The 14,818-nt window shown below is 42.8% G+C and carries 16 protein-coding genes, 1 tRNA gene and 1 other annotated feature; of the genes, 1 reads left to right on the top strand and 16 read right to left on the bottom strand.

Annotation, left to right across the window (positions count from 1 at the left end):
• Window positions 1-38: 38 nt before the first annotated feature.
• From WMO37_RS01705 to WMO37_RS01635, 16 genes are all read right to left on the bottom strand, one after another.
• Window positions 39-350, bottom strand: a complete 312-nt coding sequence (locus WMO37_RS01705; RefSeq protein ID WP_022433259.1) for a DUF3837 domain-containing protein — start codon at window positions 348-350, stop codon at window positions 39-41.
• Window positions 351-365: 15 nt separating this feature from the next.
• Window positions 366-1,166: a tryptophan synthase subunit alpha gene (gene trpA, locus WMO37_RS01700; RefSeq protein ID WP_349154163.1), complete on the bottom strand. Its 801-nt coding sequence runs from the start codon at window positions 1,164-1,166 to the stop codon at window positions 366-368.
• Window positions 1,166-2,350 (bottom strand): tryptophan synthase subunit beta, encoded by a 1,185-nt coding sequence (gene trpB, locus WMO37_RS01695; protein WP_022433257.1) that lies wholly within the window; start codon window positions 2,348-2,350, stop codon window positions 1,166-1,168. The genes trpA and trpB overlap by 1 nt, the downstream gene beginning before the upstream one ends.
• 51 nt (window positions 2,351-2,401) lie before the next feature.
• The gene (locus WMO37_RS01690) at window positions 2,402-3,061 is read right to left on the bottom strand and encodes a phosphoribosylanthranilate isomerase (protein WP_349154162.1); all 660 of its coding nucleotides are present in this window, start codon (window positions 3,059-3,061) and stop codon (window positions 2,402-2,404) included.
• On the bottom strand, window positions 3,054-3,854 hold the full coding sequence (gene trpC, locus WMO37_RS01685) for an indole-3-glycerol phosphate synthase TrpC (RefSeq protein WP_349154161.1): 801 nt from the start codon (window positions 3,852-3,854) through the stop codon (window positions 3,054-3,056). The genes WMO37_RS01690 and trpC overlap by 8 nt, the downstream gene beginning before the upstream one ends.
• 1 nt (window position 3,855) lies before the next feature.
• Window positions 3,856-4,455: an anthranilate synthase component II gene (locus WMO37_RS01680; RefSeq protein WP_349154160.1), complete on the bottom strand. Its 600-nt coding sequence runs from the start codon at window positions 4,453-4,455 to the stop codon at window positions 3,856-3,858.
• Window positions 4,452-5,861, bottom strand: a complete 1,410-nt coding sequence (trpE, locus tag WMO37_RS01675; RefSeq protein ID WP_349154159.1) for an anthranilate synthase component I — start codon at window positions 5,859-5,861, stop codon at window positions 4,452-4,454. The genes WMO37_RS01680 and trpE overlap by 4 nt, the downstream gene beginning before the upstream one ends.
• A gap of 47 nt (window positions 5,862-5,908) precedes the next feature.
• Window positions 5,909-6,299, bottom strand: a binding site (T-box leader).
• A 73-nt stretch (window positions 6,300-6,372) separates the two neighbouring features.
• The gene (locus WMO37_RS14880; RefSeq protein ID WP_369426199.1) at window positions 6,373-6,606 is read right to left on the bottom strand and encodes a FaeA/PapI family transcriptional regulator; all 234 of its coding nucleotides are present in this window, start codon (window positions 6,604-6,606) and stop codon (window positions 6,373-6,375) included.
• Entirely contained in the window at window positions 6,524-7,408 is an 885-nt protein-coding gene (locus tag WMO37_RS01670; protein ID WP_349154158.1) for a DUF5301 domain-containing protein, read from the bottom strand. Before WMO37_RS01670 ends, WMO37_RS14880 begins: the two co-directional genes overlap by 83 nt.
• A 42-nt stretch (window positions 7,409-7,450) precedes the next feature.
• A complete protein-coding gene (locus tag WMO37_RS01665) occupies window positions 7,451-7,831 on the bottom strand; it encodes an AlbA family DNA-binding domain-containing protein (protein WP_349154157.1) in 381 nt (126 codons plus the stop codon).
• 58 nt (window positions 7,832-7,889) lie between these two features.
• Window positions 7,890-8,531 carry an HAD family hydrolase gene (locus WMO37_RS01660; protein WP_349154156.1) on the bottom strand — a complete coding sequence of 214 codons (642 nt, stop codon included), beginning with the start codon at window positions 8,529-8,531 and terminating at the stop codon, window positions 7,890-7,892.
• Window positions 8,532-8,581: 50 nt separating this feature from the next.
• A complete protein-coding gene (locus WMO37_RS01655; RefSeq protein ID WP_349154155.1) occupies window positions 8,582-9,523 on the bottom strand; it encodes a tetratricopeptide repeat protein in 942 nt (313 codons plus the stop codon).
• Window positions 9,510-11,399: an alpha-amylase family glycosyl hydrolase gene (locus WMO37_RS01650; protein ID WP_349154154.1), complete on the bottom strand. Its 1,890-nt coding sequence runs from the start codon at window positions 11,397-11,399 to the stop codon at window positions 9,510-9,512. The genes WMO37_RS01655 and WMO37_RS01650 overlap by 14 nt, the downstream gene beginning before the upstream one ends.
• Window positions 11,400-11,413: 14 nt before the next feature.
• Window positions 11,414-12,865 carry an MFS transporter gene (locus WMO37_RS01645; protein ID WP_349154153.1) on the bottom strand — a complete coding sequence of 484 codons (1,452 nt, stop codon included), beginning with the start codon at window positions 12,863-12,865 and terminating at the stop codon, window positions 11,414-11,416.
• A gap of 107 nt (window positions 12,866-12,972) precedes the next feature.
• Window positions 12,973-13,887, bottom strand: a complete 915-nt coding sequence (locus WMO37_RS01640; protein ID WP_349154152.1) for a radical SAM protein — start codon at window positions 13,885-13,887, stop codon at window positions 12,973-12,975.
• 47 nt (window positions 13,888-13,934) lie between these two features.
• Window positions 13,935-14,609, bottom strand: coding sequence for a ClpP family protease (locus WMO37_RS01635; protein WP_022433246.1), 675 nt, complete (start codon window positions 14,607-14,609; stop codon window positions 13,935-13,937).
• Window positions 14,610-14,741: 132 nt separating this feature from the next.
• On the opposite strand from WMO37_RS01635, the gene WMO37_RS01630 reads away from it, so the two are divergent.
• Window positions 14,742-14,814, top strand: a tRNA-Thr gene (locus WMO37_RS01630).
• The last annotated feature ends 4 nt before the right edge of the window (window positions 14,815-14,818 follow it).

The raw sequence follows: 14,818 nt of genomic DNA, 5'->3' as shown, positions 1-14,818 counted from the left end.
CGAATTTTTGGCATTTTTCATAATAAATCAGCTAAAATTTATAAATTCTTATCATGAAATCCCATAGTAAAAAGTTCCCGCATCTGTTCGTCTGCCACAGGCGCTGCTTCATATTCTTTTAAAAGATGCACCATCTGCTTTAAGCCTGCCTCTTCCGTTTTATAATCTGCGGCTTTTTCCAAAAGCTGTTCTTTTAATGCGGCAATATCTTCATATTCTGTTATTTCGGGAAGGCCCAGCTGGGCATTTAAAATTCCCAGCGCATAAGCACATTCATAATTTCCCGTCATGCCTGCATTCTGGAAATTACATTTTATCCGCACTGCATTTTTGGCAAGAACCGGTACCACTGCTGTTCACCCCGCTTATTTGTTTTCATTTAATTCCTTTTTAAATCCGGATACATATTCTTTGACTGCATCCACGGAATAATTGCTTTCTTCTAAAATCCGCAGCAGGTTAGAGCCAACGATTGCACCGTCCACAATATCTTCAAACGGTTCAATATCCTTTGCCGTGCGGATTCCGAAACCGACCATCACCGGAATTGCACTTTCCTTTTTCACTGCTGCCAGATATTCCCGGATATCCTTATGGAAATTGGCACCTTTGCCGGTAACACCCATCTGGGATACGCAGTATACAAAGCCCCTTGCATTTTCAAGAAGCATTGGCACACGCTGCTTTGAAACCGGTGAAACCAGCTGAATCAGAATCGGTGAAGCTTCATTCTTTGCAAGTACTGCCTTTAATTCGCCCTGTTCTTCAAAAGGTAAATCCGGGATAATCAAGCCATCAACACCACACTCGATACAGCGTGTCACAAATGCTTCCAGTCCATAATGATATACTGTATTATAATACATCATGAACACAATTGGAACCTCACATTTTTCCTTGCGGACACCCTCGACCATATCAAAAATCTTTGTAAGCGTTGCGCCCTTCTGGATTGCCTGATATGAGGCATTCTGAATCACCGGGCCGTCTGCTACCGGGTCTGAAAACGGCACGCCGATTTCTAAAATATCCGCACCAGCTTCTTCCTGTGCAAAAATCAGTTTTGCCGTGGTCTGTAAATCCGGCAGTCCTGCCGTTGTATATGTAATAAATGCTTTTTTATTTTCCTGCTTTAATTCTTCTAATCTTTTTTCAATGCGATTCATTATTTGTTAGTCTCCTCTCCGTTTAAATACTTTTCTACTGTATGGACATCTTTATCACCACGGCCTGACAGGCAGACTACAATGATGTCATCTTTTTTCATATTCTTTGCCATCTTAAAAGTATAAGCAAGTGCGTGTGCGCTTTCAATTGCCGGAATAATTCCTTCAAGCTTACAAAGCTCCAGCAGTGCTTCCATTGCTTCCGTATCCGTCACAGACACATATTCTGCCCTGCCTGTATCACGCAGATAAGCGTGTTCCGGTCCGACACCCGGATAATCCAGTCCGGCAGAAATAGAATGAGCCAGTTCAATATTACCGTTATCATCCTGTAACAGATAAGTCTTCATGCCGTGTAACACACCGACCTTGCCCAGTGCCATTGCACTTGCGTGCTTTCCGGTTTCAACACCTAATCCACCTGCTTCCACACCGACAAGACGTACAGACGGTTCATCAATGAAATCGGCAAACATACCAATTGAATTAGAACCGCCGCCGACACAGGCTGTTACCACATCCGGCAGTCTGCCTTCTTTTTCAAGAATCTGCTTTTTAGCTTCTACACTGATAATCTTCTGGAATTCTTTTACCATCTTCGGATACGGATGCGGTCCTACGGCTGAACCGATAATATAGAATGTATCCTCTGCACGCTCTGCCCATGTACGGATAGCTTCATTGGTTGCATCTTTTAAAGTTGAACTTCCGGTTGTAACCGGGCATACCTTTGCACCGAGCATCTCCATACGGAATACATTTAAGCGCTGTCTTTCAATATCTTCCGCACCCATATATACGGTACATTCCATGTTAAATAAAGCTGCGCCGGTTGCTGTTGCAACACCGTGCTGTCCTGCGCCGGTTTCGGCGATAACCTTTGTCTTTCCCATGCGCTTTGCCAGAAGAATCTGTCCGATGACATTATTAATCTTATGCGCGCCGGTATGATTTAAATCTTCTCTCTTTAAATAAATTTTTGTGCCGTACTTTTCAGAAAGACGCTCCGCAAAATAAAGCGGTGTTTCCCTGCCAACATACTCTTTTAAATAATAATTATAATCCGCAATAAATTTCGGGTCTTTAATCGCCTCATCAAATGCTTTTTCCAGTTCGGCCAGTGTGTTCATCAGTGATTCCGATACAAACTGTCCGCCAAATTCTCCATAATATGTGTTACTCATTTTATCCTCCTTCTGCCTGCATGATTACTCAGGATTCCAGGTAATCATGTCTTATAACCTTACATTTTCTACAAATTTTGTGATTTTTTCTGCATCTTTTCCCGCAAATGCCGCACACGGCGAAACGTCTTTTTCCACACCGGAGCTGACATCAACAACGTCCGGTGCTACGGTTTTTACCGCCTGCGCGGCATTTTCAGGTGTTAAGCCACCTGCCAGAAACAGCAGCTTATCCGTTTTTTGTATATTTTTTAACAAATTCCAGTCAAATGTTTTTCCTGCGCCCGGCGAACTGCCGTCAAATAATATGCCCGCCGTTTTTTCATCTGCCAGAACGCTTTCTAACTGCCGCCGGATACTTTCCTTATCTTCCGCCGTTTCTCCTGCCACGTTGACTGCACGGATTACCGGAATCCTCAGCACATCGTGTACCTCATCGGACAATGTTCCGTGAATCTGTATGTAATCAAATCCCAGCCGCATAATCTGTTCTACCTGTTCCTTTGTCGGGGACACCGTCACGGCAACGCTCTTTGATACACCGTATTTTTTGAGTGCCGCAAGGATTTTTTCTGCCTGCTGTAAGGTGACATTGCGTTTGCTTTTTGGAAAAAACAATACCATGCCCGCAAATTCCACCCGGCAGTCCGCAAGCATTTCTGCTTCTTCTTCCCGCGTCAGCCCACAGACCTTTACCTTTGTCTTACCCATTTGCATAAACTTCCTTCCAGTGCTTTGTAAGCGCCCCCGGATTGTCTGATTCCATAAGTGCCGTGCCAATTAAAAATGCATCTGCATGGCTCTGTTTTAATGCTGAAATATCTCCGTCCGTGCTGACACCGCTTTCGGATACCAGCACTTTACCGCGTTCCTTGAAGTCTTTCGGAAGCATGGCTGACAGCTTCTTTGTTGTATCCATGGTCACTTCAAAGGTCTTTAAATTGCGGTTGTTGATTCCGATGATTTCAACATCTAACGCCAGCATTCTCTGCAATTCTGCTTCGTCATGAACCTCACACAATACGTCCAGCCCAAGGCTGTAAGCAAGGTCATACAGTCGTTTAAAGGTTTCATCATCTAAAATCGCGGCAATTAAAAGAATCGCATCTGCGCCGATAACCTTTGCTTCATAGACCTGATATTCTTCAATAATAAAATCCTTGCGGATAACCGGCAGATTTGTCATTTTCCGGATTTGTTCCAGATACGCCGTACTACCGTAAAAATGGTCTTCCTCGGTCAGGCAGGAAATCGCATCAACCGAATCGTTATACTGCAAAATCCGCTCCTTTAAATCCACCTTGATATCCATTGCCCCGTGGCTTGGCGATGCCTTTTTAAACTCACCGATAACAGAAAGACCGTCTTTTTTTAATGCCTTTGCAAATCCCACACTTTCACGTGTACTCTGCAATGCTTTCTGTTTCATTTCTTCTTCGCTGACTGCCGCCTTATGTTCAACCAGCCGTTTTTTCTTATCTTCAACAATTACATCAAGAATCATATTAATCCCCATTCCGCAGGCATTTTTGCCCATTTCCTATGTTGTTTACAAAATTTTCTATCATTCTCTTTCCGTGCTCTGTATAAATGGATTCCGGATGAAACTGCAATCCCACAATCGGATATTCCCGGTGCTTCATTGCCATGATTTCTCCGTCCTGCGTTCTTGCCGTCACCTGTAAGCAGTCCGGCAGGGTATCCTCTATGACTGCAAGTGAATGATAGCGTGCAACTTTGACTGGTTCGTTAATGCCTTCAAAAATACCGTCTGTATCATGTTCTATCAGCGACTGTTTTCCATGACAGATTTTCTTTGCATAAGAAACCGTTGCGCCAAATGCTTCTCCGATACACTGATGTCCCAGACAAATTCCAAGCATCGGCTTCTTTCCCGCAAAATGGCGAATGGTCTCCAGACAGATACCTGCCTCCTTTGGACTTTTCGGTCCCGGCGAAATCACAATGGATTCAGGATTTAAGTCTTCTATTTCTTCTATTGTAATTTTATCGTTTCTGACGACCTTTATATCATTGTTAAATGTACCGATAAACTGATACAAGTTATATGTAAACGAATCATAGTTATCTATCAGTAACATCATAACTTTTCCTCCTCGACCAGTGTCTTTGCCAGTGCCATGACCTTATTACAGCACTCCTGATATTCATTTTCAGGAACAGAATCCGCCACAATTCCCGCACCTGCCTGTAAATAAACTTTTTCACCTTTTTTTATCATGGTACGGATTGTAATGCAGAAATTCATGTTGCCGCCAAAATCCAGATAACCGGTTGCGCCGCCGTATAATCCGCGTCTGACCGTTTCCAGTTCGTCAATAATTTCCATTGCCCTGATTTTCGGTGCACCGCTTAAGGTGCCTGCCGGAAGAAATGAGGATACCAAATCCAGTGGATGATACTCGCCTTTTTTTCTTCCCTCTACCAGTGAAACGATGTGCATAACGTGGGAATACCGCTGGATTCTCATAAATTCGGACACCTTTACCGAACCGATTTGTGCAATTCTTCCCATGTCATTTCTTGCAAGGTCGACCAGCATAACGTGTTCTGCACGCTCTTTTTCATCTGCGAGCAGTTCATGTTCCAATGCCGTATCTTCCTGCGGTGTCTTTCCGCGCTTTCTCGTACCTGCAATCGGACAGGTATAAACTCTGTTATCTGTCTGCTTGACAATCATTTCCGGCGAACTTCCGATAATTTCAAAATCACCGAAATTGTAATAATACAGATACGGTGACGGATTTAATTCCCGCAGTTCCTTATACAGTTCAAAACCGTCCTGTTTGGTCTGAATCGTCCAGCGCTGTGAAAGCACCGTCTGGAAAATGTGTCCTTCTTTGATGTACTGTTTGATTTTTTCAACTTTCCTGCTGTACTGCTCACAGGTATCGGATTTTTTCACGATAATGCCATCATGGACGTGTTTTTTCTCTGCCGCCTTTGGATTTTTTCTTGCCCGCGCAATCAGCTCTTTGGCTTCCTGTTCTGCGCGTTTCTTGCCTTCCGGGCTGTCTTCTTCCAGTATTACCGCTGTAAAGGTTTCTGCTACATGGTCGATTGCCAGAAACTTTGAAGCCAGCATAAGCTGAATGGTTTCAATTCCGATTTCATCTTCATTGTCGTCCGGTAAATCCTCGGTATAGCGGATAAAATCATATCCCAGACTGCCGACCAGTCCACCTGTAAATTCAAGTTCACCGTCTTCTTTTACAATTTCAAATTCACTGTAATATTCTTTTAACCGCTCCAGCGGGTTGCCCCTGCGCACTTCCTTTGTGCCGTCTGCCTTTGTAATTACCAGAGATTCACCGTCTGACTGAATCAGTGCTTCCGGCTCAACACCCATAAAGGTGTATCTTCCGTTTTCCTTGTCATTACTTTCCATAAGAAAGCCTTTCTTTTCTCTGCCAAGGCTTTCATACAGTGCTATCGTAGATTCATCTACGATGCTGACTGTCTTTTTATATGCTTTTAACCGTCTTTTCATCGCCATTCCTCCATAAAAAAAATCCCTTATGCAGCTATTATCACTGCATAAGGGACGAATTATCGTGGTGCCACCCTGTTTTCTCAGATACCAGATTATGTGTTTTCATTTTCCCTGTTACAAATATAGGAAAATAAAAGTCACGGATAGTCTGGCTTTTATTTTTATATTATAGAAATGCTGTCATTTCCGATAAAATAAAAAAAAGCATACCCGAAACCGGATATGCCACCTGTTATCTGACTCATTCCTGATACTGCCTGTGCAATACCCTGCCCCTGTAACGTGAGGTCACGTCATCAGCTACTTACTTAACCATAAAATGTTCACCAATGCATCTCCCAAACCCATTCGTTCCAGCTCTCCACACCGGTTCTCACCGCCACCGGCTCTCTGTAGTGTACCTTCTGAAAGTACTATTTTGTTCATCGACTTTAATTCTTTAATTTGTTAAATTGGTGATATTCTAGCACTATTTATCACATCTGTCAATTCTTTTTCAAGAATTTAGCTATTTTTTAATTTTATACTTTCTATTCGTGTTGGTACCTATAATCTCAATATTGTCCAGTTCCGACAGAATTGCCCTTGTGCGTGAAGCACTTAAACCAATATATGCAGCAATATCATTTGTTTTACCTTCACCATATTGTGTAAGATATTCATATATCTTCGCAATATGATTGCTCGTTTTTCTTCGCTTGTTTTCTTCGCTGATTATCTTCTGTTGGTATTTCAGTTCCATCGACAGTTGATGTTATTTCTCCATCCATAGTGCCACAACGTGCATCCATGATGCTTTCTCTCCCTGTATCGTAGTATAATTTACCATCTATTCTTACCATCGGTATTCTATCCCACATGGCATTTGCTTCTGTCTGTTCTATCACGGTAATTTTATAAACCTCTCCTAATTGTGCAGGATATGATTCCATTATTTCTCCGTTATAGCTAATTTCTACGAAATCTCCAATTTGTAATTCAAGGTTCTCTTCGTTTGATATATAAAACTTATCTGCTGAATCAAGTTCCAAAGAACCATCTACCGGTTTTACTATTATTGAATCATGATTCGTTTCAATTACCGATGCCTGAAATGTTACCATTAGCGGTCTATTATCTGCCGAAGCAAGCATTTCAGTTATACAATTACCTAAAGCAGGCGTTGGTTTATAAATTCCTTGATATGGCTGTTCTACATATTCGATTCCTTTATCTACATAGTAAAAAAGAGTAGTTCCTGCCGCCCCATCACAATTTATATTGATCGTAATAGAATCTTTGTTGACCGGTGCATCATTGATTGATTGCTGACTGGTTGTTTCCATATCCATTAGCATAGATAAAAATTCATCAATAAACTCCGTAGCTTCACCTTCTGTGTTAGGTGATATAGCATATTTGTCACCGTCAGAGACACCAATCGATACAATATCCTCTCTGGCTGGCAATCTAATAGGATTCCCCTGTTCTTTTCTTCCACATGCACATAACATAATTGAAACAAAGTAGCAAAGACAAACAATACTGCATAATTTCTTTTTCATGATCATAATCCTCCCCAAAATATATTTCGTATTATACGTTATCTAAGTGTATATTTCAATGTGTGGGAAATAGCCAGAACGTGTTTTTATGCATTGTGAATGCATGTTTATAGGCTCGTTTTCAGTGGGTACACAATTCCGAAAAGGGAGTAAAATATTAACATTTACTTTCTTTCGATTATTGATAATATCCCAAAACTGCTTTATAAACTTTCCTTTATCTGCCACACTCAGTCCTGTCGTTCTCCATGTTCCATCATTATTCTCTGCAACACCGAGAATAATGACACCGCCATAGCAATTCGCAAACGCAGAATATGTGTCCCACAATGACACTGGTAATCCGCCATTTGCTTTCTTAACTTCTCGACGGTTATCTTCTTTATATGAATCAAATTTTGATATATCAAATATATCTTTCAAGTAGTGTCATCTCCTTTCTAAGCACATAAAACAGCTGTAAAAAAATCTTTTTTGTCCTTTACTGCACCCGTTCCAGCACCTCCGGCAGTTCCCGGATACTCTGGATTTCATAAGCACAATCCTGTACCTCACCGAAGCCGTATGCCGCATAAACAAACGGAATTCCCGCATCAACGGCAGACTGGTAATCCCCCGCGGTATCACCGACATAAATTGGATTTTTAAGATGATTACGCGCTATCAGTATCTTATTACTCTCACCCTTTGACAGGCGGGTTCTTCCCCAGCACTCTGTATCTTCAAAATACTTTTCCATATGATGTGCTTTGATAAATGCTTCGATATATCCGTCCTGACAATTGCTTACAATATAAAGCTTATATTTTTTTTGTAACTGTGCCAGTGTTTCTTCCAGTCCGTTAAATAAAACGCCGCCGCGTTTTTCAAGATAACCATTTTCAAATTCACACAGCTCGTCCATTAATTGATTGCGGACATCTTCTGAAAGCGACGGAAAAAGCTTTGCCGCAATGTCATACATCGGAAGTCCCATACAGCTGTAGAGTTCTTCTTCTGTTACCTCTTTTTTTTCGATATCTTCATGCTTCTGTAATACCAGTCCCCATGCTTCACTGATGGCTTTTGCAGAACTCCAGAGCGTTCCGTCCAAATCAAATAGAATACTGTCAATTTTACTCATCATTTTCTCCCTTACTTCATGTTCTTTTTGCCCAAAAAAATTCTGTTAATTTACTCTTCTGACCCTGAAATCGCAGCTTCCAGTTCATTCAGCATTTTTTCTGCGGCTGCGTCCTGCGTAATATCATAGACAATCGAATAGCAGTCCTTTGCTAACTTATAATCGCCGTCCTTTAATAAAATTTCACCGACCTTATATACAATGCCAATCGTCTGGGAATCCGGTCCCGGCTCAATCTGTTTTTCGTCAAAAAGCTTCTGAATCGCACGGATATCTGTCTGTGGTGTTTCCTGCTGAATTGCCTCGGAAATATACTTTAACTCGCTGTCCGCATTTTCCGTGTGGTAATACACGTTGCTGTACTGGTAGCATGCACGCGCCGTTTCCGGCTCATAACCGGACAGATAATAAAATGCCATATTGCGGTAGTAGCGTGCCATGGTTGCGCGTGTACAGCAGTAACGGTATGCCTGCTTTGTAACCGTCAGATATTTTTCCCGCTGATTCTGATACTTATACACCTCTGCCAGTCCCAGATAGGCGTCTAAATCGACCGGATTCCACGCAATCGCACGCTCATATGCCTTTTTTGCCCCATTGTACTTCTGCATGGAAAGTGCAAGCTGTCCGTATGTGCGGTAATATTCCCCATACGGTATGTCGGTACAGCGCACCTCTGTAGCCGGCTGGAAGTAATACGCAAAAATATAATACTCCATGACGTGATTTAAGCTCATATAAAGCGGCTGACTTTCGCCTGTTCCGTCTTCTGCTGATTTTTCTGCCGCCGGTTTTCCTGCCGGGATTTCCGATGACAGTGTAACATTTCCGTCTTTATCAATCTGCGCCGCCCTTCTTGAAGTATCCGCTTCTTCCAGCGCATCTAAAAGCTCCAGCAGTTTTTCCAGTGCCTTTTCCTTATTTCCGGTTTCAAACTCCTGCTGAAAGCCGGAAAATTCCTGTTTAATCTGTTCTAAATTATGAATGTCCATTTTCTTCACCTGTTTTTCGATTTGTTTTCTTGTTATTTTCTTTCTTTTTCCTCAACCCTGTTAAAACAGCGATACAGCGCGGCTTTACATGTACGGTTTTTCCATCTTTTCCAAGCACAGCACTTCCTTTATCACCGGAGCAGAGTGCCACCTGCCAGTCACATTCGTTATATCCGATTGGCAGTGCCAGTTCGTGTTCTTCCCAGTGCATATTGTATGCAATATAAAGAAATGTATCCGCGTCTGCATTTCCCTGCTGGCATAAATCCTCAATATATGCATACCTGCCGTAATACATCATGCCAATATGACGGTTGTAGCTTTCCATGGTATTATACCATGCACTGCTGCCGTGGCAGGAAATATCGGGATACCCACACGATAAGCTGTCATAGGATAAAAGCTGCTTTGGCATATGCAGAATCTTGTACTGTTTTCTGAATGCAATCAGTTCTTTTGCAAATGCTGTCATTTCCGCCGCCATGCCGCGGCTGTTCCAGCTGACCCACGAAAGTTCGCTGTCCACGCAGTACGGATTGTTATTGCCCGCCTGTGAATTACAGCACTCATCGCCTGCAAGCAGTAACGGTGTGCCTTGCGATAACAGCACCAGCATCAGTGCATTTTTCATCTGCCTAAGGCGCAGATGCTGTATCTTTTTTTTCTTTGAAGGTCCTTCCGTTCCGCAGTTCCAGCTATTGTTAAAATTTTCACCGTCCGCATTGCCTTCGCCGTTTGCCTCGTTGTGCTTTCTGTCGTAGCTGACCAGATCAAACAGCGTAAATCCGTCATGGCTTGTAATATAATTAATATTGGCACTCTGCACCGGATTATAGCGGCTGACATTAACAAAATCGCCAAGCTGGTTTTCATCGCCCTTTAAAAATTTACGTGCCACGTTCATAAATCCGGCATTGTAATTTGCCATGTTTTTATAATGCTTTTTTTCACCGTTCCAGAATACCGTAATCAGCTTTGTCTTTGCTAACAATGCATCCCTTGCCGCTGCATTTAACGCCGCCTCACCGGCAAACAGATGTATTCCGTCAATGTGGTATTCCGTCACCCAGTAGTGCAGGCAGTCTAAAATAAAATCGACCGGCTCGTCCTGAAAATGCATTTCCATAAGAACTTCCATGCCCTCTTTGTGAAATGCTTTTACCATGTCCTTCATCTCTGCCGTATAGTCTGCTTTCTTTCGTCCCGTCCACGCAAACGAAGCCTTCGGCGCAAAATAAAATCCTTTGGTATATCCCCAGTAATTGATTCTGCCCGCTATCGGACCGGATGCATATTTTCCGTATCCGTTGTCATAAAGCTGCGGAAACTTTCCGATTTCGTCAAATTCATACAGCGGCATAAAAAGCACCGCTGTAATGCCCAGTTCCTTTAAATACGGCAGTTTTTCCACCACGCCCGAAAATGTTCCCTTATGGCGCACCTTTGACGTTTTTGAAGCGGTCAGTCCGCGGACACTGCATTTATAAAAAACGCTGTCATGATACGGTATTTCCGGTGCCGTATCGTCTTCCCAGTCATATTTTGAAAGACATACCCGGCTTAAATGCTGCTTGTTTTCATCTTTGCCAAAAACTTCACAGCCTGTAATCGTCTTTGCATACGGATCAATGATTTTCTTCCCGTCCGCCTCATAGCAATACAGATACCTGTCCAGATAAATGCCACTGATATGCACCGAAAAGACATCGCCCGTCTTATAGGCTTCTGTCAGTTCAATCCGGTACTCCGGCTCGTCCGCTTTTGGCGCATACAACAGCAGATCAATTATTTCCGCCGCCGATGCAATCGCAAAATTATAGCCGTCTTTTTGTTTTGTACTCCCCTTTTGCAGCGGATTTCCTTTTTTTATGTTCATAGCTCTCCTCATTTCTACTCTTTCTGCCCCTTTTTTGTATACAATATGCTCATCGCCTTTTTATCCAGCCGGTAAAACCGCATAATAAAAATTGTGACAAACCAGCCAAGAATCGGTATAACACAGTAAAAGAACACGGTCATATATTTTAACTGCGGTGTCAGCGCATCGCCGACCTGCGGAAATACTTTTGCATAACCTGTCATGGAAAGTGCAATGCCCACAAAGCCTGTTCCAAGCGCAGAGAAGGATTTATCAATAAAAGAAAATAACGCACCCATAATGCCCGGAACAAAATGTCCGCTGAGCGTGTATTCATAATCCGTGCAGTCCGCAATCATCGGCACAACAATATTATTGGTAATGGATTTTACGCCGTTTAACAGGGCAAATACCAGTAAAAATGCTATGGTAATCCCGTTAATTTGCACCAGTGAAACCTTTGTCAAATCGGTGCATAACATCATATACATCATGACCACCTGAAATGCAATGGCAAACCATGTGGATACCACCATTGCTTTTTTCTGCCCCACTTTTTTCGCATAACGGATACCCAGATAAATAATGCCTAAATTAGGGATTCCCACAATAACACCGATAATGCCCGCCAGCGGGTAATTGTTCATTAAAATGCCAAACAGCATGACAAGCACCGTGGAGTTACTGTATACCATGGATGCAAATTTATTGGAGGCTGCTGCAATGACCAGCATACGGATTGGCTTGTTGTGTTTCATAATCTGCCAGTAGTCGCGGAAATGAATATTATTTTTCTTTTCATTATCAAGCTGGAAATATCGGCTGTTGTCCTTGCCCCATATCCCAATAACCGCCAGTGCCGTGCAGATACCTGAAAGCACAACCACGGTAATCACAAATTCCTCAAAAAGCGCACGGCTGTTAAAGTTACCGTATTTGCGAATCAGGTAGACCGACACATAAAATGCCGTCAGTCCGTGTGCCAGCATAATAAAGGTCGAATCAAAAAATGTAATCATCGGGCGCTGTTTCACATCATTGGTAATAACAGACTGCCCCGACTTTACAACCGCCGTCTGAAACGTATATCCGATAATGTATACAGAATACACGGCAATAAAATACGGAATTCTAAAGAACGCAGGCACCAGATGAGTCGTAAAAAACAGCACCAGCGAACTGCCCGCAAGCAGGACATATCCTGAAATCATAAATGGACGGAACTTTCCGAAACGTCCGTTGGTTTTATCAATCACATAACCGATAACCGGGTCTGTAACACCGTCAAAGATTCTCATTCCGGTCAGAATAAAAGAAATTACCACAACAGACAGCCCCGCAATTCCGTTTGCATAATATGACACGTAGCCCATCATGGCAAGATACAGATTCGTAGACGTATTATTTAATGAAAATAATGCAATCTGCCACAAATGTGCACGGTTTAATTCAATTACTGCATTTTCTGACTGCATATCCTGCATACTTTATCCTCACATCACTTATTCTGCCACAAAGCTTCTTAATTAACAGTATCCCCTATCTTTGCGGCAGTTTCAAGCATTTTTATAAATTTTTAAGACTTCTGTTTTTATTCCAGACCCTCACCCGAAAATTCGGGGATAAAGCTTTCCTTTGCCGTACCGCCCTCCTGAATAAAGCCATTTACCACGCCTAAACCAATCGCATAATCCACGGCTTTGTCGTATTCCCTGTGGGTAACTTTCCGGTTTAATTCGGGGATATTTTCCACAAACGGCATCGGTGTATACTGGTTCATAATGCTGATATAAATACTGTCACCATATGTTTCATATAAATACCGTATTACTGCTTTTGTATCCTTTAACAGTCCCGGCAGCATCAGGTGCCGCACAATCACGCCGCCTGTCATGATTCCTTCTTCAATTCCGCGCACCGCCGCTTCCTGCTTATCCGTAAACTGCGGTGCCGGGTGCTGGCGCACCATTTCCGCAAGCGCCGCTTTGGTTACGTCAAAATAATCGGGTGCATTGGAATAGCGTTTTGCATATGTAGTATCTGTATATTTAAAATCCGGCAGATATACATCCACAATCCCTTCAAGATTTTTCAGCGTTTCCACGCGCTCATAACCGCTTGTATTGTACACTACGGGAATTTTTAATCCCTGCGCTTTTGCTTTTTTAACTGCCGCAATAATTGGCAGAACATACTGTGTGGGTGTCACCAGATTAATATTATTGGCTTTCTGCTGCTGCAATTTTAAAAAAATCTCCGCCAGATGCGATTCATCAATCTTCTGTCCACGTTTTCCCGCGGCAATTTCGTGATTCTGGCAGAATACGCACCGCAGGGTACAGCCCGTAAAAAATACGGCACCTGAACCGTTTTCTCCCGAAATGCACGGTTCTTCCCACATATGCAGAGCCGCCCTTGCCGCGTAAATATCCCACGGCATCCGGCAGACTCCTTCCTGTTTTTCCCTGTCCGCATTACATTTGCGCGGACACAAATTACATTTCATCTTTTCTCCGTTTTACATTAAATTTTCGCATTAAAATTAAAAAAGTCTCAATCAGCCATTAGCGACCTTAATTTCTCAAGCGCCGCACTGATTCCGCCGACTTCGTCAATCAACCCCTGCCGGACCGCTTCTTTCCCGACCAGAATGGTTCCTAAATCCTTGGTAAGCATTCCGGTATTTATCATCATCTGTTCCAGTTTTTCCTTTTCGACACGTGAATGTCCGGCTATAAAATGCACAATTCTGTCCTGAATCAGCTGAAAATAGTCGAATGTCTGCGGCGCACCGATAATCGTTCCGTTCATGCGCACCGGATGGACAATCATCGTTGCCGTCGGCGCAATAAAGGAATAATCTGTGCTGACTGCAAGCGGCACTCCGATACTGTGTGAATCGCCAAGCACCAGTGAAACGCTCGGTGTCTTCATAGATGCAATCATCTCCGCAAGTGCCAGTCCTGCACTCACGTCCCCGCCAACCGTATTGATTAAAAACAGTACACCGCCGATTTTGGCACTGTCTTCAATTGATGCAAGCTGCGGTAAAATATGCTCGTACTTTGTCGTTTTGCTCGCCGCCGGAAGGACGTCATGCCCTTCAATCTCGCCGATAATCGTCATCAGCTGGATTTTACCGTTGTGTTCGTCTTCTCCTAAAAGTACCTGTCCATAGCTTTCTATTTTTTTATCCTTCTGCTCCTCTTTTTCCTGTTTTTCCGCCATAATTCCTCGTTTCCGCTGTGTTACAGCTTTTTTATTTCTTATTTTGTAACGGACAGCGAAATTTATTTATAGCGATTTTTGGGAATTAGGCTTGACAGCAAAATCATTTTGTACTATAGTAACAAGGTAAATGCTTCTGTGGCTCAGTTGGTAGAGCAACGCATTCGTAATGCGTGGGTCGTGGGTTCGAGTCCCATCGGAAGCTTTTT

Source organism: Lachnospira intestinalis (assembly GCF_040095895.1).
Lineage (GTDB): Bacteria > Bacillota > Clostridia > Lachnospirales > Lachnospiraceae > Lachnospira > Lachnospira intestinalis.
This window is presented reverse-complemented; position numbering and strand designations above follow the sequence as displayed.

Excerpts from the sequence above, each read along its gene's own strand:
- trpA (WP_349154163.1), bottom strand. The coding sequence starts at position 1,166 with ATGAATCGCATTGAAAAAAGATTAGAAGAATTAAAGCAGGAAAATAAA.
- trpB (WP_022433257.1), bottom strand. The coding sequence starts at position 2,350 with ATGAGTAACACATATTATGGAGAATTTGGCGGACAGTTTGTATCGGAA.
- WMO37_RS01690 (WP_349154162.1), bottom strand. The coding sequence starts at position 3,061 with ATGGGTAAGACAAAGGTAAAGGTCTGTGGGCTGACGCGGGAAGAAGAA.
- trpC (WP_349154161.1), bottom strand. The coding sequence starts at position 3,854 with ATGATTCTTGATGTAATTGTTGAAGATAAGAAAAAACGGCTGGTTGAA.
- WMO37_RS01680 (WP_349154160.1), bottom strand. The coding sequence starts at position 4,455 with ATGATGTTACTGATAGATAACTATGATTCGTTTACATATAACTTGTAT.
- trpE (WP_349154159.1), bottom strand. The coding sequence starts at position 5,861 with ATGAAAAGACGGTTAAAAGCATATAAAAAGACAGTCAGCATCGTAGAT.
- WMO37_RS14880 (WP_369426199.1), bottom strand. The coding sequence starts at position 6,606 with ATGGAACTGAAATACCAACAGAAGATAATCAGCGAAGAAAACAAGCGA.
- WMO37_RS01670 (WP_349154158.1), bottom strand. The coding sequence starts at position 7,408 with ATGAAAAAGAAATTATGCAGTATTGTTTGTCTTTGCTACTTTGTTTCA.
- WMO37_RS01660 (WP_349154156.1), bottom strand. The coding sequence starts at position 8,531 with ATGAGTAAAATTGACAGTATTCTATTTGATTTGGACGGAACGCTCTGG.
- WMO37_RS01655 (WP_349154155.1), bottom strand. The coding sequence starts at position 9,523 with ATGGACATTCATAATTTAGAACAGATTAAACAGGAATTTTCCGGCTTT.
- WMO37_RS01650 (WP_349154154.1), bottom strand. The coding sequence starts at position 11,399 with ATGAACATAAAAAAAGGAAATCCGCTGCAAAAGGGGAGTACAAAACAA.
- WMO37_RS01645 (WP_349154153.1), bottom strand. The coding sequence starts at position 12,865 with ATGCAGGATATGCAGTCAGAAAATGCAGTAATTGAATTAAACCGTGCA.
- WMO37_RS01640 (WP_349154152.1), bottom strand. The coding sequence starts at position 13,887 with ATGAAATGTAATTTGTGTCCGCGCAAATGTAATGCGGACAGGGAAAAA.
- WMO37_RS01635 (WP_022433246.1), bottom strand. The coding sequence starts at position 14,609 with ATGGCGGAAAAACAGGAAAAAGAGGAGCAGAAGGATAAAAAAATAGAA.